Raw genomic sequence first — 24,170 nt, 5'->3', positions numbered from 1 at the left:
CCCGCGCCGGGGCCAATGCCGCAGCCGTCGTGCCGGCATTTGCCATCAGGCTTGCCAGACCGGGACAGCTGAAGATCATCCCTACGAAATCGCTCCTCCGAACAGATAGGACAAGCAGGCACCACGCATCGACGATGGGACCGACCGCCTCGGGGAGGACGCGGCGAAAGATGAGCCAGCGACGCCGGCCCCGACGGCCCTAGAAATATTTGAGCCACGCAATGTCCCGTCGGCGGCGCTTGAGCCGGGCGAACCAGGCGGTGGGGATATAGAGCGGCACGATCATCGCGACGTACCAGAGGAACACCCAGTTATAATCATCGAAGCCGAAATTGAGGCCATGGTTCGGGCCCCAGACCGCGAGCGCGCTGTGGTAGAGGATGCGCAGCACCGACAGGTGGAGCAGGTAGAAGAACATCGGCGCGCCGCCGAACACGGCGAGCGCCCCGATCAGTGCCGAGTCCTTGATCCGCTCGAAGAACGCCAGCAGCAACGCGCCGCCGCCGAGTGTGGGCAGGAGGAACAGCAGAGAAGGAGGATATTTGGTCATCGAGATGAAGCTCACCAGCGTCCGCACGGGATCGCCGTCCACCACATACCATGGCTTGTCGCCATAGATGTTGAGCAGACGCAGAAGCACGAACGCCAGGATCATGCCGCCGCCCAGCAGCAGCAGGCGGCGCTGCCGCGTGGCCGGATCGACTTCAGGCCGGAACCAAGGTCCGATGCCGAAGCCCAGCGATATGACGCCCAGCCAGGGCAGGATCGGATAAGTGGTCTTCGCCACGAAGCCCAGGGGCAGCATTATCGCGTCGCGCTGATGCAGCAATGCCCAGATCGGGAAGAAGGGATCGTCCTGCGTCAGGCGGATCGGATCGAGCAGATTGTGGAAGCAGACCAGGACGAGGCCGAGACCGACGAGCACCGGGCGCGGCAGACGCATCAGCGCAGCAAGCGCGATCATGCAGATGCCGATGCACCAGATCACCTGAAGCCAGAATGTCGGCTGCGGCACGATTCCCCAGTAGAGCGGCGAGAGAAAGCAAAGCTCTATCGCGATCAGCAGCAGGCCGCGCTTCACGAGAAAGCCGGTCGTTTCCTGCACGGTGTGATGAATGCTGAACAGATAGGCTCCCAGCCCCGTCAACGCGACGAAGGTCGGGGCGCAGAAGCTGACGATGAAACGCGCGATGCCCATGGCGGGCAGGCCCGTGCGCGCATCGAACGGATCGGTGACGTTGATGTACACGAACCATGTCTCGCGCAGATGATCGAGCAGCATCAGCACCATGACGAACCCGCGCAAGGCGTCGATATTCTGGAGCCGGCCGGCGACAGTCGCCGCCGGCGTCCTTGCCGTGCTCGTGGTCACCCGTCCCTGCACCATCGAAGCATTGCTAGCCATCCGCCATCCCCATCGCCTAACGGCATAGATCCACGCCGATCATGCGGATGCTACGAAGTGGCGTATATCGAGTTTCGTCCGCAACCGGCGCTTCCTGCCGGCGCGGCTCCCTCGCGTGAAACATTATAGCGTCGCGCTGTCCGGAGCCTCTTGACCGGCCACCAGATGCCGTTCGACCAGCGCGACGTGCAGCCGGACGCCCAGCTCCAGCACATCGTCGTTGAAGTCATAATGCGGGTTGTGCAGCGGCGAAGAGCCTTCCGGCTTCCCCTGCCCCAGCCATATATAGGCGCCCTTGCACGCCTGAAGCATGAAGGCGAAGTCTTCGGAGGTGAAGGCGGGGTCGGGGGCCAGCCGCGCTTCGCCCACGGTCGCGGCCGCGGCGAGCGCTTCATGCGCCGCCTCGGCATCGTTGATCGTCGCGGGGTAATAGCGATCATAGACCACGGTCGCGGCGACCTCCGTCGCCAAAGCCACGCCTGCCGCCATTTCGCGCAGCGACGCCTCGATGCGATCCTGCACTTGGGGGTCGAAGGTCCGCACCGTGCCCGAAATCGTCACCGTATCGGGAATGACGTTATGCGTGTGCCCGCCATGGATCTGGGTGATCGAAAGGACGGCGGACGCCGTCGGCGCGACGCGGCGCGACACGATATTGTTCAATTGCTGCACCAGTGCCGCGGCGGCAAGAATGGCGTCGGGCGTATCCTGCGGGATGGCGGCATGGCCGCCACGCCCTTCCAGCTTGATCTCGAACTTGTCGGCCGCGCCCATGATCGGGCCGGGCCGCGTGGCGATCGTGCCGGCGGGAAGGTCCGGCCAGTTATGGAGCGCGAAGACCCGGTCGCAGGGGAAGCGCTCGAACAGCCCTTCCCGCACCATCTCCCGCGCGCCGCCATGGCCTTCCTCGGCCGGCTGGAAGAAGAAATGGACTGTGCCGTCGAAACGGCGCGTCCGCGCCAGAAGCTGCGCAGCACCCAGCAGCATGGCGACATGGCCGTCATGGCCGCAGCCATGGAATTGCCCCGGCGTGCGGCTGGCATAGGAAAGGTTGGTCTGCTCGTCGATCGGCAGCGCATCCATATCGGCACGCAGGCCGATGCTGCGACCGGACTGCCCGTTGCGCAGCACCCCGACGACACCCGTGCGTCCGATCCCCTCATGCACCTCCAGCCCCAGCGATCGCAGCTGCTCGGCGATCCGGCCGGCGGTGCGATGCTCGCGGAAGCCCAGTTCCGGATGGGCATGGATGTCGCGGCGGAAGGCGACGAGCAGTTCAAGGAAGTCCGCCATGTCGGTCATCATGTCATGCCCCCCGTCCCTGTTCGCCGAACAGATGCTGGATCGGGTAATGATGCTTGATGAAGGGCGATTTGATCACGACATAGCTGAAATATTTCTCGATCCCATAGTCGCTTTCCAGCATCCCTTCGATGATGGACTGATAATGCGCTACGCCGCGGGTCACGAATTTCAGCAAATAATCGTAGCCGCCGCTCACCAGATGGCATTCGACGATCTCGTCGAGCTTGCGGATGCGCGCCTCGAACCGGGAGAAGTCGCCAGAGCGATGCTCGGTCAGCGTCACTTCTGTAAAGACGGTCAGATATTCGCCGAGCTTGTGCAGGTTGATGTGCGCGCCATAACCAGTGATGTAGCCCGCCGTCTCCAGCCGCTTGACACGCGTGAGGCAGGGGCTGGGCGACAGGCCGACCGCATCGGCCAACTCGACATTGGTGACCCGGCCCGACCGCTGAAGCTGCGTGAGGATCTTGAGGTCGATCCTGTCCAGTCTAGGTCCGCCCAACATGCCCTTTTTTCCCTTTCTTATCCGACCACCGCGCGAATATCCGCCTCTTCCAGCAGGTCGTCCAGCGTTTTGCGGATGCGCGCGAAGATCATGTCCATCTCCTCGTCGGACGCGCAGAGCGCCGGAGCGAGGCCGATGATATTGTCGCCGAAGGCGCGGAAGATGACACCGTTGGCATAGGCGTTGGCGAACAGGCGATCGGGCAGTTTGAGCGCCGGATCGAACCGCGCCTTGCTATGCTTGTCCGCGACCAGCTCGATCGCGCCGAGCAGGCCCCGCCCCCGCGTGTTGCCCACCATCGGATGATCGGCGATGGCAGCCAGGCCCGTCGCGAAACGCGCGGCGACCTTCTGCCCGTTCGCCAATATGCCGCCCTCGGTATAGAGGCGCAGCACCTCCAGTCCTACCGCCGCGCTCACCGGATGGCTCGAATAGGTCGCGCCATGGCCGATCACCACATCGGCCGCCGCGCCGTCGGCGATGCCCTGATAGAGTCTGTCCGACATGAGCAGCGCGCCCATCGGCACATAGCCCGATGTCAGTCCCTTGGCGACCGTCATCAAGTCGGGCGTCACCCCTTCCGCTTCGCAGGCGAACATCGGCCCGGTGCGGCCGAAGGCGGTGATGACCTCGTCGGCGACCATCAAGATGCCGAGCTCATCACAGGCTTCCCGGATCGCCTTCAACCAGCCGACCGGGGGCACGATCACGCCACCCGATCCCTGGATCGGTTCGCAGAAGAAGGCGGCGACATTGTCCGCGCCCAGTTCCGCCACCTTGTCCTTCAACTGCTGCACCGAGCGGGCGATGATCGCGGCGTCATCGCCTTCCAGATCGCTGCGATAGGGATAGGGCGACGGAATATGATGCTGCCAGCGCAACGGCAGGTCGAAATTGCGATGGAAATTGGCGAGCGCGGTCAGCCCGGCCCCGGTGCTTGTCGAGCCGTGATAACCGCGATCGAGCGCGATGCACTGCTTCTTCTGCGGCTTGCGGATCGCGTTGTAATAATGGGTGATATAGCGGATCGCGGCATCGACCGCGTCCGACCCGCCGAGGGTGAAATAGACATGGTCCAGCCCCTCGGGGCTCAGCTCCACCAGCCGCTGCGCCAGCCGGGCGGCGGGCTCGTTGCCGAAATGGAAATAGCCTGTCGCATAGGGAAGCCGGCGCATCTGCTCGGCCGCCACCTCGACGATGCTGTCGTGCCCGTAGCCCACATTGACGCACCAGAGGCCGGCGAAGGCGTCGAGCAGCTCGCGCCCGTCCATGTCGGTCAGCCACATGCCCTTGCCGCTCTGGAGCATGGTCGCACCCCGCGCCTCATGCGCGCGGAAGGAGGTGACGGGGTGGATCAGATGGTCGCGGTCGATATCCAGGATCGACCGGTTGGAATGCAGCGTCATCAGTGGGCTCGCCATTGTGTGGTCATGCCGACCAGACTAGCCGCGCCCCGCGGAGTGAAAGGCTAAGTTGCGCCGGACGGCGGCGCGCTGCGATCCTTCAGGGCGAAGGACGCGGCATAATCTGCCGCCGCCGGTCTTGCAGGCTCAGGCCAGTGCGTCGGCGATCGCCCTGCCGGATTGCTCGGTCGTCGCCCTCCCCTTGAGGTCGGCGGTGCGCAGCGCCGGTTCGGCCAGCACCGTCTCCACCGCACGCATGATCGCGGCGGCGGCTTCCCCCTCGCCCAGATGCTCCAGCATCATCGCCGCCGACCAGATCTGCCCGACCGGATTGGCGATGCCCTTTCCGGCGATGTCGGGGGCGGAGCCGTGGACCGGCTCGAACAGCGAGGGCGCGGAGCGGTCGGGGTTGATATTGCCGGAGGGCGCGACGCCGATCGTGCCGGTGCAGGCCGGGCCGAGATCGGAGAGGATATCGCCGAACAGGTTGGACGCCACCACCACATCGAAGCGATCGGGGTTCAGCACGAACTGCGCGGTCAATATGTCGATATGATATTTGTCGTGGGTGACGTTCGGATAGTGTTTCGCCATCTCCTCCACCCGCTCGTCCCACCAGGGCATGGTGATGGCGATGCCGTTGGACTTGGTCGCGGAGGTGACGTGCTTGCGCTCGCGGGTCGTCGCCAGCTCGAAGGCATAGCGCAGCACCCGGTCGGTGCCGTGACGGGTCATCACCGTTTCCTGGATGACGACCTCGCGCGGCGTGCCGGCGAACATCTTGCCGCCGACCGCGCTATATTCGCCCTCCGTATTCTCCCGCACGACCCAGAAGTCGATGTCGCCGGGCTCCCGACCCACGAGGGGACAGGGCACGCCGGGCATCAGACGCACCGGCCGCAGGTTGACATATTGATCATATTCGCGCCGGAACTGGAGCAGCGATCCCCAGAGCGAGACATGGTCGGGCACTGTGTCGGGCCAGCCGACCGCTCCGAAAAAGATGGCGTCCGGAGAGCCGATCCGCTCCTTCCAGTCGTCCGGCATCATCTGGCCATGTCTGGCATAATAGTCGCAGCAGGCGAAATCCTGCCATGTCTGCTGGATCGAAAAGCCGTAGAGACTCGCCGCGCGCTCCAGCACACGGATGCCCTCGGGCATGACCTCCTTGCCGATGCCGTCGCCCGGAATGACCGAAATAGAATAACTGCGCGCCATAACTTCCCCGTCTACAATTTCAGCCCGCCGATATGGAACGCCTTGGTTTCGAGATATTCCTCGATCCCCGCATGAGCGCCCTCGCGGCCGAGGCCTGACTGCTTGACCCCGCCAAAGGGTGCCATCTCCATCGCCATGCCGCCGGTGTTGAGCACGACCATGCCCGCTTCCAGCCGTTCGCCGACGCGAAAGGCGCGGTGCAGGTTTTCGGTGTAGAAATAGCTGGCGAGGCCGAAGCTGGTGTCGTTCGCGAGCGCGATGCCTTCCGCCTCGTCATGGAAGCGGAACAGCGGCGCGACCGGGCCGAATGTCTCCTCACTGGCGAGGCGCATGTCGCGCGTCGCCCCGGTCAGGATCAAGGGCGTGGCGAATCGTTCGCCGGTCGCGCCTTCCGGCGCCTGCGCGAAGATGGTCGCACCATGGGCCAGCGCGTCCTCGACATGGGCGGAGACCTTGTCGGCAGCCGCGCGGTTGATGAGCGGCCCGATCGTCGCGCCCGGTTGGTCGCCCGGCGCGACCTTCAGCGCCGAAACCGCTGCGGCAAGCTTCTGCGCGAAGGCCTCGTACACGCCATCCTGCACCAGGATGCGATTGGCGCAGACGCAGGTCTGGCCGGCATTGCGGAACTTGCTGGCCATGGTCGCGGCGACCGCGAGGTCGAGGTCGGCGTCGTCGAACACGATCAGCGGCGCGTTCCCGCCCAGTTCCAGGCTGAGCCGCTTGATCGTATCCGCGCTCTGCCGCATCAGCAGAGCGCCGACGCGGGTCGATCCGGTGAAGGAGAGTTTGCGGACGGTCTCGCTGCCGGTCAGCACGCCGCCGATCGGCGCGGCCCGACCCGTGACGATATTGATGACCCCCTTGGGAAAGCCGGCCTCCTCTGCCAGCTTGACCAGCGCCAGCGCGCTGAAAGGCGTGAGCTCCGACGGCTTCACCACCACCGGACATCCTGCCGCCAGCGCCGGCGCGCATTTGCGCGTGATCATGGCGGCGGGGAAGTTCCACGGTGTGATTGCGGCCGATACGCCGACCGGCTCCTTGAGGATCAGGATGCGGCGATTGGCCTCCGGAGCCGGGACGATGCTGCCGTCGATCCGGCGGCCTTCCTCCGCGAACCATTTAATGAAGCTGGCCGCATAGCGAATCTCGCCCTCGGCTTCGGCGACCGGCTTGCCCTGTTCGGCGGTCATGATGCGGCCGAGATCGGCGATATTATCCATTACCAGAGCATACCAGCGCTCCAGCAGGGCGGCCCGATCCCCCGCCGTCCGGGCGCGCCACGCCGGCCAGGCGGCCTGCGCGGCATCGATTGCGGCCTGAGTCTCGGCCTCGCCGCAATCGGGGATCGTGCCGATGACCGCGCCGGTCGCCGGATTGTCGACATCCATCGTCGCGCCGGACCGCGCGCCGCTCCATTCGCCGTCAATATAGACGCGCTGGACGAAAAGGTGGGGGTTGGTGAGGGAAATCGTCATCCGAGGGCCTGCGTAGTGAGAGTGAAAATCCGGGCCATGGGATCGACATCGGGCGTCCGGCCGCGCACCATGCGCCTTACCTGCCCGACCCGTGGCAGGCCGAGTTCCTCGAGCCATTCACCAAGGCCACTTTCTTCCGGAATGTCGATGCGGCAGAAGATGCCGGCATTGGAACCCAGCCAGTGGGAAATAAGCGCCTTCGCCCCGCCCGTATCCGGCGCGATCGTCGGTCCTACGACATGACCCCGGCCGAACCGGCGAAACAGCGAAAAGCCCACCGGCTCATTGTCGCGAGTGAGGACGACACCCTGCGCGCCGGGCACCAGTGCGTTCAGCAGCGCGTCTCGATCCATGCCCGTCGCGCGGCGGGCAAGATCATGCAGCACCGGCATGTCCCTGCTTCCCAGCGGACGCACGCGCTCGTTGGGAATGAGTTCGGCGATCGGTACGGCGAAGGCAGCTCCCTGATGCTGGAAAACGGCGTTGCCGGCCTCGAAACCCATATCGGCATAAAGCGCTTCGCCCTCTGCCGTGGCGTTGAGCATGGTCGTGCGTTCGCCCAGATCGCCGAGTACCGCGTTCATCAACCGCCGGTCGATCCCGGCTTCACGCGCGGCCGGCGAGACCACCACCATCCCCAACGTCGCCGCATCAGCGCCATAGAGCCACGCCATTGCGGTCCCCACGATGCGGTCTTCGTCCTCGGCGACATAGCCAAAGCCCAGCCCCAGAAGGATTTCCCAATCCTCCACGCGGTGCGGCCATCCCCGCGCATGTGAAAGAGACTGCGCGGCGACCAGATCGTCCATCGTCATTCGCCGCAACGTCGCCATTGTCTCTACGCCTGTCGCCATACCTTGCTCCTTGGCGGAGTGGAATTACCGCCCGATACCTGCTCATGCCATGACATGTACCCGCACAGCCAAGCATTGGCTGCTGCCTTCACCGCCTTTTCGGAAGATTATCTCGCGTAAATTCGGTCAGCTCCCGCTCAAACTGCCGTAACTCACCCAAGACAGCAGCGGACTGGACAAGCATGGAGGCCGGGACTCAACCACGGCCGGTAGCGGCCCGTCCCCGCGTTTGACTGGTCCAGAGACTATGATCGTCTGGATCAAGAAAGGGATGATGAAATCATGACGCTCCTGCTGTCCGGTGTCGATGCGCTCGGCGCAACCTTATGGACAGTGCGGCGGCGCACCGCCGAGGAAGGCAGATCGTCCAGATACGGGATGTCGGACCGCCTCATTGGTGAACTGATATCACCCTCCGGTCGAGTGATCCCGTGGCTACGTTCAACCGTCGCGGATGCTCAAATCGCAGCAATATCAAGCTTCGAACCGTCAACCAGCCGCGACAGGCGAAAGGGTGTGGGATCGACGCAGGGCGTGTCGTTGACGAGCAGCTGCGATGCGAGCAGACCGATGCCCGGTCCTAGCCCGAATCCATGCCCCGAACAGCCCGCAGCCAGTACCAGCCCGCGCGCCTGCTCGACCTTCGAAATCACGGGCACCGCGTCAGGTGTGCAATCGACCAGCCCGCCCCACATGCTGTCGATCACCGCGTCGACGAATTGCGGATAGGCGGCGCGGACGTTCGCCATCACCTGCCGTGCCAGCCATTTCTGCGGCGCGGGGTCGAGCACGCGATTCTGTTCGAAAATCCGGTCGTTGTCGGTCAACATCGCCGGCAAGGATTCCGGGCCGGAGAAGAACGAGTTGCCGAAACCGAGCCGCACATTCTTCAACCGGCGCGCGAATTGCGGCGCGAACTCGCGGAAGTAGCGGATCCCCTGTGCGGTGACGTCGATCGTCGCCTTGCCGCTGATCGCCAGCGTGTAGCTGCCGTCGAGGCGCCGGGTGATCGAGAAGTCGGAGGTATAGATCGCTTCTCCGATATTCTCCATCGGCCTGGTACGCAGCGCAGTCTGCCGGACTCCGGCCTGCGGAAAACTGATGCCGTGGGGACGCAGGAAGCGGGACGCCCATGCGCCGGCCGCGCACAGCACCGCGTCCGCCCTGACATATCCCTTCTCGGTATGGACGCCGACGACCTGGCCGTTTGCCAGATCGAGTCCTCTCGCCGCGCATTGCTGGTGGATCGTCGCGCCCAGCGCCCGCGCACCCTCCGCCAACACGGGCGCGGCAAGGGCCGGCTCAGCCTTGCCGTCGTCGGGCACCTGCAAGCCGCCGCGCCACGTGCGCTTGCTTTCCGGGATCAATGCGGCGGCCTGCGAACTGCTGAGGATATGGCTCCTCACACCGAATTCTTCCCCGATCGGGCGCCAGCTTTCCCATTGCTGAAGTGTGGATTCAAGATGTGTGGCAAAGGTTAGCCCACAGCGCCGGAAGCCCAGATCGCGACCGATCTCCAGTGCGAACCTGTCCCACAACTGCATCGAGATTAGCGACAGCGGCAACTCGCGCGAGTCGCGATTCTGCCGCCGCACCCATCCCCAGTTGCGGCTGGACTGTTCGCACCCGACATACCCCTTTTCCAGCAGCGCGACCGCGAAGCCGCGCTTCGCGAGGAGATAAGCCGCTGCGCTTCCGATAATGCCCCCACCGACAATGACGACATCGACGGCGGACGGCAGCGATTCGTCACTGGAAATGCGCGCTACTACAGGAGACATGCTGCGACCGACCCTCTGGCAGGATGAATTGCCTTCAACCTATCGCACCGCCCGCTCAACAGATTTGACCGAATATGGGTGCCGATTGAGCGATGTTTCCGTCCGGCATCACCGATTTGGCAAGTTCAGCCAGCGGAACGCTGTTGTGAGGAAGGCACGACCGGATTCGGCTCCGCGTCGCCGAACAGCCGGTCCAGCGGCAGCTCGTGCTTCACGAACGGGACACGCAGAACAATGTAGCTCGAGAATTTCTCGATGCCGAGATCGGCCTGAAGCAGCCCGTCCATAATGCCCTGAAAATGCGACACGCTTCGGATGACGATACGCAACAGGAAATCATAGCCGCCGCTGACATTATAGCATTCCATGATCTCGGGCACCGCCTCGGCAGCTTCCTCGAAGCGGCGCATATGATGTCGCCGATGACCGCTGATCGTGATCTCGCTGAACACGATCAGGTAATCGCCCAGTTGCGCCAATGCGAGGTGCGCCCCAAACCCCTCGATGACGCCGATTTTCTGCAAACGCTTGACCCTCGCCAGACAAGGACTGGCGCTGAGGCCCACCATATCGGCGAGTTCGACGTTGGAGCACCGGCCCATGCGTTGAAGATGGTCGAGGATCTTGAAATCCATCCGGTCAAGATCGAACCTTGAGCGCATTCTCGATCGACTTTCGGCTCAGTCTATCATCGCTTCGGCGAAGGCCTCATCGAGCGCCTGTACCACCATATTCACCTGCTCATCGTTCAACACAAGCGGCGGACGGATCTTGAGCACGTTATGCCCCATCGCGCAGGCGCTGAGCAGGATGCCCTTGTCGCGCAGCAGATTGACGACGCGACTCGTCAACGCACGGTGGGGCGCCCGCGTCGTGCGGTCCGACACGATCTCGACGCCGACGAACATGCCGACCCCCCGTACGTCACCGATTGCCTCATGGCGCTGCGCCAGCGCGGCAATTCCCTCGCGCAGGGCGGTCCCCGTCTTTCCGGCGTGCGCGATCAGCCCTTCCTCCTCGATCGTGTCGAGTACCGCCACCGCCGCCGCGCAGGAGACAGTGTTACCCGCGAAGGTATTGAAGTAGCGCGATTCGCGGCCGAATTGCGCCACCGCGTCTTGCGTGACGAGCAGGCCGGCGATCGGCTGGCCATTGCCCATCGGCTTGCCCATGGTGACGATGTCCGGCGCCACGCCGTGACGCCGAAAACCCCACATATCCACGCCAGTCCGCCCGAATCCGGGCTGCACTTCGTCGGCGACGAACAAGCCGCCGGCAGCCTTGATCGCGGCGACCGCGCCCTGCAGAAAACCCGCGGGATCGGGCAGGATGCCATCGCTGGTGAAGAGCGAGTCGACGATCAGCATCGCTGGCTTGATGCCGTGGCGCTTGAGATCGGCTACCGCCGCCTCGACATCGCGTGTGAAACGCTCCGCGAGATCGGCCCCATCGGCATGATAGGCACGCGGCGCCGGGACCAGACGGACATGCGCGCCCAGATCGACGGTGACGCCTAGCGAAGGCGAGAACTGCGACACCGCGTCGGTGAAACCGTGATAGGCAGTTTCGGTTACGATTATTCCCGTCCCGCCGGTCCGCACCTTGGCGATCCGATAAGCGAGGTCATTCGCCTCGCTGCCGGTGCAGGTCAGCATCAGGTGCGCCAGGTCAGTGCCTGGCACTGTGGCGAGCAGCCGCTCGGCCAGTTCGAGGATCGTGTCGTGGAGATAGCGGGTGTTGGTCTGCAGCGTCGCTGCCTGGCGGGCGATCGCTTCGACCACGCGCGGATGGCAATGGCCGAGCGAAGTGACATTGTTGTAGATGTCGAGGAAACGGCGGCCGTCGCTGTCGATTAGCCACGCGCCCTCCCCTTTCACGATATGCAGCGGCCGCTCGTACATCAGCCGATAGGCCGGGCCGAGAAGGCGGTCGCGCCGCGCGATCGTCGCCGCCGTCTCGGCGCCGACATCGGCGCGCCCCGGGATATAGGCGTTGACCATGTTGAGATCGATCGTGCTCGTCATCTGTCATCTCCGCTGCGCACGCCGTCCAGCATCCGATCGCGCGCGTCCTGTCGGGAAAATCCGGCCATCAGGTGCAGCCCGTCCCAGGCCCCCGCATTATGGCGCATGATATAGGCGTGATTCTCGGGATAGCGCCGCGAGCGCCATTCCGAGATCAGCACGGTGATCAGGTGACGGGTGGCGACCAGATCGGCGAAGATCTCCTGCTCTTCCGGCAGCAGTGGCAGGACAGCATGATAGGCGCCGACGAACTCAGCCGCTGCCGCCATCGGATCGTCGGTCTGTGCCATCTGGAATGCGGCCGCAGTCGCGACTTCGCCGACCAGCGGTGCATGCACGAGATCGCCGAAATCGATCACCCCAGTTACCCGATCGGTATCGGCAGTGGCGACCAGCACGTTGTAGAGATTGAAGTCGTTGTGGATGACCTGCGCACGGAGGCCGCCGAGGCGCGGCAGCGTGTCGGCCAGGAAGCAGTCCATGAAATGCCGCACGAGCTTGCGCCGGCCGCCGCCCGAAATCTCGTCCACCAGATGCGTGAGGCGATCAGCGCGCGACACGTTCCACAACAGATCATGTACCGCCGCCCGGTGAGTGAAGCCGCGCAAGGCGATGTCCAGTTCGGCCAGCACCGCGCCGATCTGGATTCGCTGGGTGCGGCTCCGCGGCGTGCCCTTGGCCGGAACGCCGGCGAGATAGGTCAGCAGCCTCACCGTACATCGGCGGCGATCGGCCAGAACGGTTTGCCCTCGCTTGGCGCCCTCGCGCGTGCGAAGGACGCGCGGTACCGGCAGCGTGGGATCGACGCCAGCGATATGGTCGAGACAAGCGGTCTGAAGATCGACTATATCCTCGGCTTCCGATGGATTGCTGACCTTGAGCAGATATGTGCTGCCATCGGTCGCGCCGAGGCGAAAGTTGCTGTCGCGTTCGCTGGTGAGCAGTTCCGCCGTGCCGTCAATGCCATAGCAGCGCGCCGCGATTTTGGCCGCCTCGGTCGGCGACAGTTCCGGCGCGCTGGTGGACAGTTGCGAGCCGTTAAACGGCAGGTCGCTGAGGTTGGCGGACATACCCGTTCTCAAGGCTGGAGGTTAAGGAGCCGCTCAAAGGCCTAACAGGCCGGGCAACTGCCGAATGTCGGACAGCCGGCTGACGCCATATTCGGCTGAGCTCGGCTCATGCCCCCGATCAATGAACCCCTTCGCCATGAAGCCAAGGTCCGATGCGGTCATATGGTCGTAACGGAAACTCGACGAGACATGCATCATGCGGTCCGGCGTCGTGCCGAGCCGGCCGAACATATATTCGAACGCCTGCATGCGCGGCTTGTAAGCCTGCGCTTCCTCTGCGGTGTAAACCGCATGGAACGGCGCCCGGAGATGCGCGACGCTCGCCGGGATCAGATCGACCATCGAGTTGGACAGGATCACCAGCGGATAGTGCGGTGCGATTACCTCGAGCGTCTCGACCACATTGGGATGCGGCTGCCAGGTCGGCACGGCGTTGTACAGCGCCTGCGCGTCGCTCTCGCGATATTCGACGTGATGCGCCGCACATGTGCGCCGGATCGAGTTGGCGACCACGTCGAAGAACGGCTTGAACGCACCCAGCACTTCGTCGAGGCGGTAGGCCTTGAAGCTGGCGAGAAAAGCCGCCATCCGCTGCGGATCGACGCGATCGGCGAATAATTTCTCCGCCGTCGGCCCCATCTCGAAATTGATGAGCGTGCCGTAACAGTCGAAGCTGATGAAGTCAGGCCGGAAGGTCATGGGTCCTCTCGCTGCTGTGCAATCCGAGGATTTTCTACGGGCAGGACGGCGTGGAGAAATGCGGTTATCGTGGCCGAACGGAGCAGATATGGTTTCTCCCGACCATCGGAACGGCACAGCCGGCCATCGTCTGCCGTCAGAATTCTGAAACGTCGATCTTCTCGCCCGCGGAGAAACGCGAAAGACGGTAGGGACGCGGATCGACGATCGGCTCATGCCCAGTCGCGATATCGGCAACGAGGTGCCCCGCGCCGGGGCCTATGCCGAAGCCGTGCCCACTGAACCCGGCGGCGAGGATCAGGCCCGGAATGCCGGGAATCTCTCCCATCACCGGCACGCCGTCGGGCGTGCTGTCGACGAACCCTGCCCAGCTGGCGACCATCGGCATGCCTGCAAGCGCCGGGACCAGCTTGCCAGCGCGCTTGAGCGTCAGGCGCACCGTCGTGGGATCGGCAACGGGATCGAGGATACGCATCGCCTCCATCGGCGTCGGCCTATCGAGCCGCCAGCGCGACAGGGTCTCGTGGCCGGCACGAAATCCGTGCAGGCCGCCCGGCGACACCTTCTTCCAGCGCTTGCGAAACATGGGGATGAATTGGCGGTTGAAGCGGAGAAATTGCAGTGTCGGATCGACCTGGGCCCGGCCGCTTATCGCCAGCGTGTGGGCCCCTTCGCCGCGCCGGGTGATCGAAATCGAATCGCTGTAGAAGGCATCGGGCAGCGTCAGCGGGCCGGTTCCCACTGCCAGGATGGTCTGGCGCACCGTCGCCTGGGGAAAGCGGATCCCGAGCTGGTTGAAGAACGACGACGCCCAGGCGCCTCCGGCATGGATCACCTGTCGCGTGCGGATCGTCCCGCGCTCGGTGATGACCGCGCTGACCGCGCCGCCAGTGGTCTCGATGCCGCGCGCCGCGCATGCCTGATGCACGGTGCTGCCCAGCGCCATCAGCGCCTTCGCCACCGCCGGCACGGCGCGGCCGGGATCGGCGATCCCGTCATTGCTGGAATGCACGCCGCCGCGCCAGCGCTGGCCGGTGAAGGCGGCATGCTCGCTCGCCTCGTCGCTGGTCAGCATGCGCGTCTTGACCCCGACCGAACGGGCATATTCGCCCCAGCGCGCCCAAGGCTCGAGTTCCTCGTCGAGATTGCTGACATAGAAGAGCCCGCAGCGGCGAAAGCCGGTATCCTCGCCGCTTTCCTTGCCGAATGCGGCCCACAGATCGAGCGCCTTGGTCGCCAGCGGCAATTCGCGCTCGTCACGGTTCTGCTGGCGGCACCAGCCCCAGTTGCGGCTCGACTGTTCGCCGCCCACCACGCCTTTCTCGACCAGCGCGACCTTCATTCCGCGCCGGGCCATGTAATAGGCCGTGAACGTGCCGATGATCCCACCGCCGATGATGACGGCGTCCGCTTCGTCCGGGAGCGTGGGCGTGGAAGCGATGAAGCGCAGCGGGGCGGGCATGGTGACAGATCTCCAGTGACGGGCGGTCAGGCGAAGCCGAGGATGGCCTTGACCTCCAGATATTCCTCGAAGCCGAAAGCCCCATATTCGCGCCCGTTGCCCGAGCGCTTGTAGCCGCCGAACGGCGCATGCGGGTCCCAGGCGGGATTGTTGAGGTGGACCTGCCCGGTGCGAATCCGGCGTGCCACGTCGCGAGCGCGGTCGATGTCCTTGCCGTGGACATGGCCGCCGAGGCCGAAGATCGTGTCGTTAGCGATCGCAACCGCCTCGTCGACATCATCATATGGGATGATGACCAGCACCGGGCCGAAAATCTCTTCCTGCGCCACGCGCATGCCGGTTGCGACGTTCGAAAAGATTGTGGGGCGCGTGAAGAAGCCGCGCTCGAGCCCGTCGGGTTGTCCCGGTCCGCCGCACACCAGCACGGCGCCCTCCTCGATCCCGGCCGCGATCATCGCCTGCACGCGTTGGAACTGCGCGCGGTTAGCGATCGGGCCAAGCACGGTCGCATCCTCGCCGGGATCGCCGATGACGATCGCCTCGACCGTCCGACGCGCGATCGCTTCCACCTCCGCCAGCCGGTCGCGCGGCACGATCATGCGCGTCGGGGCGCTGCACGACTGGCCGACATTGCGGAAGGCCGCCATCACGCCGAGCGGCACCACGCGATCGAAATCGGCGTCCGGCAGCAGGATGTTGGGCGACTTGCCACCCAGCTCTTGCGTCACGCGCTTGACCGTCGGCGCGGCGGCCTGCGCTACCAGCACGCCGGCGCGGTTCGATCCGGTGATGGAGATCATGTCGATGTCGGGGTGCGCGGCCAGCGCGGTGCCGACCTCGGGCCCGGTGCCGTTGACGAGGTTGAACACACCCGCGGGCGCGCCGGCATCGTGCATGATCTGCGCGAACATCAGCGCGCTGAGCGGAGACAATTCGCTCGGCTTCAAGATCACGGTGCACCCCGCCGCCAGCGCGGGCGCGACCTTGGCGGTGATCTGATAGAGTGGCCAGTTCCATGGCGTGATCAGCGCGCACACCCCGATGGGCTCGCGCACGATGGCGGTGGTCCCCCGCATCGTGAGGAAGTCATAGTCGCGCAGCACGTCGATCGCCGCCTGAACATGCGCCGCCGCCAGCGGCACATGCGCGGCACGGGCATGACTGATCGTCGCGCCCATCTCGAGCGTCAGCGTGCGCGCGAGCGGCTCGGCGCGCTCGAGGATCAGCGCATGGATCCGCTCGAGCAGCGCGATGCGATCGGCGACGGGCGTGGCGGCGAAGCCGGGGAACGCCGCGCGCGCGGCCAAGGCCGCGCGATCGACATCGGAGGCGGTGCCACCCACAATCTCGGCCACCTGTTCGCCGCTCGCCGGATCGATCACCGGCAGCCTTTCGTGCCCGGCAACCGGCACCCATTCGCCTCCGATATAGGCACGATCGAGCTTCTCGAAGACGGCGTACCGCGCGTCGGCCACGTTGGTCATCATCTCCTCACCAGCCCCGCATGCGCGGCCAGACGGCGGTCACGTCGCGGCTTCCGGTCACGATCACGTGATAGGCGTCATGCTGCGCGCCGGTGGCGCAGGCATGGTTGGGAAGGATGCGGACGCGCGTGCCGAGCGGCAGGTCCGGGAGCGTGGCGCCGCTGCCCGGGCGTGCCTTGATGATGCCATGCTCCTGGCTCGCGTCGCCGATGATCAGGTCGGCAAAGGGCTTGCCGTCGATGTCGCACACCAGGCCATATCCCTGGTCCACCGGGTGCCGCTGGGTCCCGCGATCGCGCGACATCGCCATCCAGCCCGCGTCGGTCAGAATCCAGCCCTTCTCCGGGCGGTGTCCGATCACCGTCGCCACCACCGACAGCGCGATGTCGTCCAACTCGCACACGCCGATACCGTGCATGACCAGATCGAAGAACATGAACACGCCGGCGCGCACCTCCGTCACGCCGTCGAGATTCTTCGCGAAATGCGCCGTTGGCGTCGATCCGACGCTGACCACAGGCAACGCATGTCCAGCGCCGCGCAGCTTTTCGGCCGCGAGCACCGCCGCCGCGCGCTCCTGCTCGGCAGCTTCCGGCAGACCCACACCGCCCCGCGCGGCATAGGATTCGCCAGCGTGAGTCAGCACCCCGCGCAGATCGACCCCTCCGTCCTTCAGCGTGCCGGCGATCGCCACAAGTGCCGGATCATCGGGCAGCACGCCGCCGCGATGACCGTCGCAATCGATCTCGATCAGCACGCCCGGCATGACGCCGCCGTCCCGCGCGGCCTCGACCAGCGCGCGCGCCTGGTCGAGCGAGTCGATCAACACCGACAGATCGATGCCGCGCGCCACAAGCTCGCGCGTGCGGTGGATCTTGTCGGGTGACAGCCCAACCGCATAGGTGATGTCGGTGAAGCCGGCAGCGGCGAAATAATCCGCCTCGGCCAGCGTCGAAACGGTGATCGGCCCCACCCCTTTCGCGAACAGCCGCCACGCCACGTCGATTGACTTGGCGCTCTTCACATGCGGGCGAAAGGCGACGCCGAGCGCGTCGAGATGCGCGCGCAGCCGCGCGACGTTCCGGTCGAGCTTCGCCACGTCGAGCACCAGCGCAGGCGTCTCGACCGTATCGAGACTTGGGGCTGCATCGGCTTCAGCCGGTTGGAGAAAGGTCTGGATCATGGATCAGCTCTTCCGGGCCTCGATTTGGGTTCAACCGAGCGATTGATTGGAAAGCGCGAATAACGTCGCATCCGGATCGCCTTGTGGCGGCGCACCACGCGACATGGCAACCACGCGATCGGTCTGCGGCAAGCCGACGGTGCCGAGCCACGGGCCGAGCCCGCTCGCCTCCGTCACGTCTATCCGCACGAAATCGCCGACATGACGCGCGGCGAGCGCAGCTATCAGCGCCTTGGCGTCGCGCACGTCGCGAGCCGCCACCGGCCCGACCACAAAACCTCGCCCCCAGCGGCGCACGCAGCCATAGCCCATGAGACGGCCATCGCGCTCGATCACCAGCACATCGGCGACGCCGAAAAGCGCATCGAGCAGAGCACCCCGGTCCATTCCCGAAGCGGCCCGATCAAGCGCATTCAGCGCTGCGCGATCATCGGGCCGCGCAGCGCGCAGCGACACGCCCGCATCGATCGTCGGCGCCGCTTCCAGCACGGCCTGGTGTTGCTGGACCACCCCGCAGGGTTCGAAATCCAGCCGCTGATAGAGTCTCTCGCCGTCGAGAGTCGAATTGAGGATGATCGTGCGCCCGGCTGCATCGGCGAGCAGCGCGTCCATCAGCCGGGCGCCGATGCCACGGCGCTGGGCATTCGACGCGACGATGATCATGCCGGCCGAGGCATAGTCGTCGCCATAGGGCCACCACAAGGCGGTCCCGACCAGCCGGCCATCCAGCTCGACCGCGAAACCACGCCCCAGCGCCAATGCAAAGGCCCAATCCTCGGCGCGATAGGGCCATTTGAGCGCCTGCGACAGCGCGAGCGCCTGCGGGATGTGGCCAGCGTCCAGCGGCACGACGTCACCCGGAGCGGAAATCGGAGCAGTGTGGGCGGAGCTGGACATCGAAGCACTCATCCATTCGATTTCGAGACGTCGCAACAGGGCGACCGCATCATTAAGCCCGTTTGCGTTGGCAACACCTTCCAAAAGTCATGGCGGAGTCGCGTTGTCATGCGGCGATCGGCACCAGTCGCGGCAGATACTGCCGCGACTAATGCCGCCAACGTGCACGCCGAAGGCGCGCAATCGCGGCAATCCGCTCATCCCGCCGGCCGCTGGTTCGCGTAGATCTTCCTCACATATTCCTCGCTCAGCCACGCGCAGCCATCGCCGCGCACGAACAGGCAGACATCTCCCGCCGAGAAACTGACGCTGCCATGCGCGTCGGCGAAGCTGACCTTGCCGTCCAGCAGGTACATGAGCTCGACCTGTCGATAGGGTATCTGGCGGCGATGGTAAGGGGTCGAATCCCAGATGCCGCACGCGAACTCGCCATTGGCCGAGATATAGTCGCTATGCGATCGGCAGGCGGGCGTTGGCCCGATCAGATTCTCGGCCAGCGGCGGATTGGACGGGGCAAGCGGCGCATCATGATCGATCGCGAGCGGCTTGGTGGCGTTTCCGGGAGCGGTGGTCGGCGCCGAATAGATCACCGCCAGCAGATCGTCCGAAGCGCGCCAAGCGAAGCTGCTGCCGATGGGCAGCACGGCGCCGGTTCCGGCATCGACCGGCAGCGTGCCGGCTTCGCCTTCGATTTCCAGACGGCCTTCGAGAATTAGCACGAACTCGTCCGCGGGAAGCGCCTGTACCCGACCCGCCCCCCGCAGCGCGATCGCCGCGACCTGGGCATCGCGATCGGCGAAGGCCGGGGCGGCACGGCCATCGAACCAGTCATCCGAAGGGTTCGTTCCCGCCGCATACGCGCGGACGTCGACCACTGCCGCCACGGCCTGAGTCAGTGCGACCCTCACAGCCCGACCAATCCGGGCAAGCCGCCCAGGCTCCGGATCTCGTTCACCTCATAATAGCTGTTGAGCGGCTCATGCCCGCGATTGACGAATGCCTTGTCCTTGATGCCCAAGTCATAGGCGGTCATCAGGTCGTAGCGAAAGCTGGACGAGCAATGCAGCACGTCCTCGGGCCCGCAGCCGAGCGTATCGAACATGAATTCGAATGCCTGCATCCGCGGCTTGTAGGCCTGCGCCTCCTCGGCCGTGCAAACCGTGTGGAACGGCACCTGCAAGTTCTTCACGCTATGCGGGATGAGATCGACCATCGAATTCGACAGAATGACCAGCGGAATCTTGTCCGCGATCCGCTTGAGCGGCTCGACCACGTCGGGATGCGGCTGCCAGCTGGGAATGGCGTTGTAATGCGCCTCCCCGTCTCCCTCGCGATAGTCGATGCCCGATCGCTTGCAGGCGCGCTGAAGCGCCTCGGTCACGACGTCGAGATAGGGGCGCCATGCGCCGAGCACGCCATCGAGGCGATAAGCCGAGAAATAATCGCAGAAATCGTCGAGCGCCTTGCCCGACAGCCTGTCGGCATAGACCTGCCGGGCCACCGGCGCCATCTCAAAATTGATGAGCGTACCGTAGCAATCGAAGGTGATGAACTTGGGTTTGAGTATCGGCATGCAAGGCCCCCTTCGCTTGGCGTGTTCGAGTCAAACTAATCCCAGCCACACAGCCGAAATCGTCATTCTTGCGGAAGAACTGGCATCGAAACGCCAGTCGCAGGCTTGCGGGCGGCATGATCTACCGCAACCATCCCTGCCCGGCGAAGTCAGCGACGAGCCGCGACGAGCCGCCGGGCAATCGTCAGATCCTGCAATGCGATACCGGAACTGTCGAACACCGTGATCTGCTCGGGTGAGACGCGGCCGGGCACGCGTCCCTGAAGGACGTCGCCGATCGCCACGATCGCGTTCGGATCGCCGTCAAAATGCTGCAGGTCACCCATCACGACGGCCTGCGAAGGCAGGTCGCAGAACAATGCCGCCCGGTCGAACAGGGAAGGTGGCAGCTCCTGCTTGCCCGCCGCGTCCGACCCCATGCTGGCGACATGCGTGCCCGGGCGGATCCAATCTGCGTCGAACAAGGGCGCGCGCGACGGCGTCGCCGTCACGACGATGTCCGCGCATTCGCACGCCGCGCGCGCATCGGCACGAGCCGCCGTCAGCCCCTCCGCCTCCAGCGCCTCGGCAAAGGCTTCACCCTTCGCGGCATCGCGCGCAACCACCAGTATCTGCGTGATCGGCCGTACTCGCCCGATCGCTACGCATTCGTACAATGCCTGGTTGCCCGCGCCGAAGATGGTCAGCACCGAAGCGTCCGGACGCGCCAGCGCGTCCGCCGCGACGGCGTCGGCCGCGGCAGTGCGATAGGCGTTGACCTTGCCGCCCTCGATCACCCATTCCACCTGGCCCACACTCTGGTCGAACAGCAGAATCGCCGAGTTGTGCCGTGGCAAGCCGCGTTCGGCGTTGCCTGGCCAGAAGGAACCGACCTTCAGTCCGGCGAAATCGGGCGTAGAGGCCGACTTGATTGAGATGCGATTGGTGGGCGACGAGCCGTGGGCGATCACGGCAGGAAAGATGGCGGCGTCCCCGGCCGCGGCGATCAGCGCCTCCCGCGCCGCCTCGAACGCCATCTCGTGCGAAACAAGCGCGGCGGACTCCGCTTCGGACATGAACTTCATCGCGAACCTTCCCTGTCGCCGCCGCCGATCAAGCGGGTTTGGATCATATTCAGCGCGCTTCTGGCCTGCCTAGCGTGTGTGCCACCGAAGCGAACCGCCGGCATCCTCGGGCATGAACGATTGGGCCGATGACACCCCACCCGAACGGCAACGCCCGATCCCGGTCACTTCCGTTCAAACACGTCTTGATAAAAGCCGTCGAGCTTCGCGGTGATGGTGATCGGCACCTCCTCGCGATTCTTCCAGTACCAGCCATGCGTGCCGGCGAACGGTGCGGTGAAGCTGCCCTGCCCGCTCCGGATGTCCTTCTGCTTCCAATAGTCGGTGAACTCGTCGTCCTTTCCGCCCGCCGGTTCGCCATGCATTTCGGAACGCAGCGGGCCGGTCGAGGTCCAGCGGAAGTTGAACGTATCGCCCGCCTTCATGTGCGCCTTGAGTTCGATGCCGGTGTGCGGCGCGAGCGTGATCGTCTTTTCATCGATGCGATAAGGCGTCTTCTTCTCGATATTGGCCTGGGTCTGCACCGGCACCGCGAACGTGGCCGGGGCGGCCGGCGCCGCAGCCGTCTGTGCCGGCTCCGCCGCGTCTTCGCCGGCGGCCATTCGCGTCAGGCCGATCGCGTTGCCAATTCCGGTGGGATCGATGCCATATTCGGCGGGTAATACGAACAGCACAAGGATCGCGGCGCCAGCGGCAAGTGCGGCGATCGAAGCACGGGCGAGGGTGGCCCGCGACGTCTGATACGGCACGTTCGTCGAGGAAGTTGCAGTCATGCTGTCTGCTCCGTCATGTATCCGGCAAGTTGATATCCGGTCAGCACGATACCCGCGCACATCAGCAGGGCGTTGGCGACGACGACATTTTTCGTGAACGAAGGCGTACGCCGCCACAGCGTCATCAGGATGAGAATGACGCTCAGCGCCATGAACTGACCCGTCTCGACACCTAGGTTGAAGCTGACCAGATTGGCGATCAGCCCGTCGCGAGAGGCGATCAGATCCTGCAGCTTGGTCGCCAGACCAAAGCCGTGGAACAGGCCGAAGACGAAAACCGCCGCTTTCTGATTGGGCTGGAATCCGATCAGCTTGGGAAAGGCGCCCAGATTGTCCAGCGCCTTGTAGACCACCGACAGGCCGATGATCGCGTCGATCACGAACGGGTTCGCATGGATGTTGAAATAGACCCCGGCCAGCAGCGTGGCGCTGTGTCCGACCGCGAACAGCGTCACATAGCTGGCGACATCCTTCAGCCGATACAGAAAGAAAATGACGCCGAACAGGAACAGGAGGTGATCGTATCCGGTCACCATGTGCTTCGCACCGAGATAGAGATAGGGGACGACGTTCACGCCGGGATTGTTCTGGATGAACGCCTTGTCCCCTTCGGCGACGCCGTGCGCCGCGGCGACCTCGTGGAGGCCGACCGCCAGCGCGACGCCGAGAATGGGCAACAGGACGTCGCGCCGCGTCCTCATTGGATGTTGAACGTCGCCGATTGGCGCGCCTGCGTCTGCGTGTTGATGATCAGCACGCCGACGCGCGAACCAGCCGGAATCTTGAGCCCCTTGGCAAAGGACTGGCTGTCCTTGCCCGCGACCAGCGGAACCTCGCTCTTCTTTGCGCCAGTAGTAACGATCAGCTTGGCGGTCAGTGCGCTTGCCGGCACGTCGTCGCCATCGTCGCGAATGTAGAGCGAGACGCCGGCCGGCGCGCGGACCAGTTCGAAGGCGGTTTCGCCGACTTCCACGACCTGCCCGCCGTGGCGCGGCTTGGTATCGCTATGGGCGTAAGCCGGCGTGATGGCGAGCGCCGAGGCGAGCGCGAAATGCATGAACTTCATGATGCTTCTCCGGTATCGGCAGCTTTATTCGGGCTTGTGCGGCAGCGTGAAGGCAAGCGTCGCCGTATGTTCGTAGCGATCGGTCTTGGCCGGATTGTCCGTCGGCGTGACATGCACGGCGCGGATCACGTTGAGCCCCTGGTTGCGCACCGGGAACGTCACCGTGCCATCGGCCTTGGTCTTCACTTCCACCGCATCCGGATCGTTGACCATGTCGTTGATCACTCCGGCACCGGCGGCCGGCTTGCCCTTCCACGTCACCCGATAGGTCAGCGGCTCGCCCAGCTTATCGGGAATCTTGCCAACCGGAACGATTTGCAGCGCCTGCGCCGGAATCAGTGGCACCGGCTTGGTCAACGGACCCTGGATCGACACCGCATATTTGATCGTCGTCTCGGTCTTGGTCGCGTTCGGTACCTCGTCCTTGGTCTTCTTCACGATCTCGCCGTCGGGCAGCCACGACCAGGTGCCATTCTGAAGCACCGCACTGACGATCGACGGCGGCGCGTCGGTATCGACCACCACCAGCGAGCCGTCCGCGCGCAACTGCGCGTTGACCGGGTTGAGGTCGGCGTCCCAGGCTTGGACGTTCTCCATGCCGGGTAGACGCTTGACCGACTGCAGGTCATCCGCGCCGATCCCATAGATGATCGCGATCTGCTTGGCGCGCTGCGCGAACCAGATGCCGTGCGCCTGGGCAAGCGCTGGCGCCAGGACCGCCGTAGCGGCTGCGGCCGTCCATGCTAGAGTCTTCAACTTCGCCACCTGACCACTCCTCTGAGGTTGCGGAGGAGAGGCTATGATGCGGTTCCAGCAGATATTGCCAATCTTGCCGGGTGCGCAGCATGAATCACCGAAGCAGCCGATGCTGCGAGCAGATCGGCGATACAGTATCGCAATCCACGGTTTCCGGCCCGATCAGCCGCAAG

General features: G+C 64.7%; 23 protein-coding genes. All 23 read right to left on the bottom strand.

Annotated features, from left to right (window positions below):
• Positions 1-199: 199 nt before the first annotated feature.
• Positions 200-1,405: a DUF1624 domain-containing protein gene (locus GQY20_RS18360; protein ID WP_198351050.1), complete on the bottom strand. Its 1,206-nt coding sequence runs from the start codon at positions 1,403-1,405 to the stop codon at positions 200-202.
• A 123-nt stretch (positions 1,406-1,528) separates the two neighbouring features.
• Positions 1,529-2,707, bottom strand: coding sequence for a M20 aminoacylase family protein (locus tag GQY20_RS18355; RefSeq protein WP_157218649.1), 1,179 nt, complete (start codon positions 2,705-2,707; stop codon positions 1,529-1,531).
• Positions 2,708-2,711: 4 nt separating this feature from the next.
• Positions 2,712-3,215: an Lrp/AsnC family transcriptional regulator gene (locus GQY20_RS18350; protein WP_157218568.1), complete on the bottom strand. Its 504-nt coding sequence runs from the start codon at positions 3,213-3,215 to the stop codon at positions 2,712-2,714.
• Positions 3,216-3,232: 17 nt separating this feature from the next.
• A complete protein-coding gene (locus tag GQY20_RS18345; RefSeq protein ID WP_157218567.1) occupies positions 3,233-4,621 on the bottom strand; it encodes an aspartate aminotransferase family protein in 1,389 nt (462 codons plus the stop codon).
• 144 nt (positions 4,622-4,765) lie between these two features.
• The gene (locus tag GQY20_RS18340) at positions 4,766-5,836 is read right to left on the bottom strand and encodes a tartrate dehydrogenase (RefSeq protein WP_157218566.1); all 1,071 of its coding nucleotides are present in this window, start codon (positions 5,834-5,836) and stop codon (positions 4,766-4,768) included.
• An 11-nt stretch (positions 5,837-5,847) separates the two neighbouring features.
• Positions 5,848-7,311, bottom strand: coding sequence for an NAD-dependent succinate-semialdehyde dehydrogenase (locus GQY20_RS18335; protein ID WP_157218565.1), 1,464 nt, complete (start codon positions 7,309-7,311; stop codon positions 5,848-5,850).
• On the bottom strand, positions 7,308-8,165 hold the full coding sequence (locus tag GQY20_RS18330; protein ID WP_157218564.1) for a GNAT family N-acetyltransferase: 858 nt from the start codon (positions 8,163-8,165) through the stop codon (positions 7,308-7,310). Before GQY20_RS18330 ends, GQY20_RS18335 begins: the two co-directional genes overlap by 4 nt.
• A 458-nt stretch (positions 8,166-8,623) precedes the next feature.
• A complete protein-coding gene (locus GQY20_RS18325) occupies positions 8,624-9,946 on the bottom strand; it encodes an NAD(P)/FAD-dependent oxidoreductase (protein ID WP_157218563.1) in 1,323 nt (440 codons plus the stop codon).
• Positions 9,947-10,071: 125 nt separating this feature from the next.
• The gene (locus GQY20_RS18320) at positions 10,072-10,581 is read right to left on the bottom strand and encodes an Lrp/AsnC family transcriptional regulator (protein ID WP_232476138.1); all 510 of its coding nucleotides are present in this window, start codon (positions 10,579-10,581) and stop codon (positions 10,072-10,074) included.
• Positions 10,582-10,626: 45 nt separating this feature from the next.
• Positions 10,627-11,970, bottom strand: coding sequence for an aspartate aminotransferase family protein (locus GQY20_RS18315; protein ID WP_157218561.1), 1,344 nt, complete (start codon positions 11,968-11,970; stop codon positions 10,627-10,629).
• Positions 11,967-13,040 (bottom strand): phosphotransferase, encoded by a 1,074-nt coding sequence (locus GQY20_RS18310; protein ID WP_157218560.1) that lies wholly within the window; start codon positions 13,038-13,040, stop codon positions 11,967-11,969. Before GQY20_RS18310 ends, GQY20_RS18315 begins: the two co-directional genes overlap by 4 nt.
• A 33-nt stretch (positions 13,041-13,073) precedes the next feature.
• On the bottom strand, positions 13,074-13,739 hold the full coding sequence (locus GQY20_RS18305; protein WP_157218559.1) for a haloacid dehalogenase type II: 666 nt from the start codon (positions 13,737-13,739) through the stop codon (positions 13,074-13,076).
• Between the two features lie 136 nt (positions 13,740-13,875).
• Positions 13,876-15,201 (bottom strand): NAD(P)/FAD-dependent oxidoreductase, encoded by a 1,326-nt coding sequence (locus tag GQY20_RS18300; protein ID WP_157218558.1) that lies wholly within the window; start codon positions 15,199-15,201, stop codon positions 13,876-13,878.
• A 26-nt stretch (positions 15,202-15,227) separates the two neighbouring features.
• Positions 15,228-16,685: an aldehyde dehydrogenase family protein gene (locus GQY20_RS18295; RefSeq protein ID WP_157218648.1), complete on the bottom strand. Its 1,458-nt coding sequence runs from the start codon at positions 16,683-16,685 to the stop codon at positions 15,228-15,230.
• A gap of 7 nt (positions 16,686-16,692) precedes the next feature.
• Positions 16,693-17,868 (bottom strand): DSD1 family PLP-dependent enzyme, encoded by a 1,176-nt coding sequence (locus GQY20_RS18290; protein WP_157218557.1) that lies wholly within the window; start codon positions 17,866-17,868, stop codon positions 16,693-16,695.
• Positions 17,869-17,898: 30 nt separating this feature from the next.
• Complete coding sequence (locus GQY20_RS18285; RefSeq protein ID WP_157218556.1) at positions 17,899-18,765, bottom strand: GNAT family N-acetyltransferase; 867 nt, start codon at positions 18,763-18,765, stop codon at positions 17,899-17,901.
• A gap of 197 nt (positions 18,766-18,962) precedes the next feature.
• Positions 18,963-19,673, bottom strand: a complete 711-nt coding sequence (locus tag GQY20_RS18280; protein ID WP_157218555.1) for a cupin domain-containing protein — start codon at positions 19,671-19,673, stop codon at positions 18,963-18,965.
• A complete protein-coding gene (locus GQY20_RS18275; protein ID WP_157218554.1) occupies positions 19,670-20,338 on the bottom strand; it encodes a haloacid dehalogenase type II in 669 nt (222 codons plus the stop codon). Before GQY20_RS18275 ends, GQY20_RS18280 begins: the two co-directional genes overlap by 4 nt.
• Positions 20,339-20,487: 149 nt before the next feature.
• Entirely contained in the window at positions 20,488-21,402 is a 915-nt protein-coding gene (locus GQY20_RS18270; RefSeq protein ID WP_157218553.1) for an ornithine cyclodeaminase family protein, read from the bottom strand.
• A 164-nt stretch (positions 21,403-21,566) separates the two neighbouring features.
• Complete coding sequence (locus GQY20_RS18265) at positions 21,567-22,175, bottom strand: hypothetical protein (RefSeq protein ID WP_157218552.1); 609 nt, start codon at positions 22,173-22,175, stop codon at positions 21,567-21,569.
• Positions 22,172-22,876: a HupE/UreJ family protein gene (locus GQY20_RS18260; RefSeq protein ID WP_157218551.1), complete on the bottom strand. Its 705-nt coding sequence runs from the start codon at positions 22,874-22,876 to the stop codon at positions 22,172-22,174. Before GQY20_RS18260 ends, GQY20_RS18265 begins: the two co-directional genes overlap by 4 nt.
• Positions 22,873-23,241 carry a hypothetical protein gene (locus GQY20_RS18255; RefSeq protein ID WP_157218550.1) on the bottom strand — a complete coding sequence of 123 codons (369 nt, stop codon included), beginning with the start codon at positions 23,239-23,241 and terminating at the stop codon, positions 22,873-22,875. Before GQY20_RS18255 ends, GQY20_RS18260 begins: the two co-directional genes overlap by 4 nt.
• A gap of 24 nt (positions 23,242-23,265) precedes the next feature.
• The gene (locus GQY20_RS18250; protein ID WP_157218549.1) at positions 23,266-24,006 is read right to left on the bottom strand and encodes a DUF4198 domain-containing protein; all 741 of its coding nucleotides are present in this window, start codon (positions 24,004-24,006) and stop codon (positions 23,266-23,268) included.
• Positions 24,007-24,170 lie beyond the last annotated feature (164 nt).

The sequence above is a fragment of the Flavisphingomonas formosensis genome (assembly GCF_009755815.1).
In the GTDB taxonomy this organism is placed as follows: Bacteria; Pseudomonadota; Alphaproteobacteria; order Sphingomonadales; family Sphingomonadaceae; genus Flavisphingomonas; species Flavisphingomonas formosensis.
The sequence above is the reverse complement of the archived record's forward strand: the minus strand, read 5'-3'. Positions and strand labels throughout refer to the sequence as shown.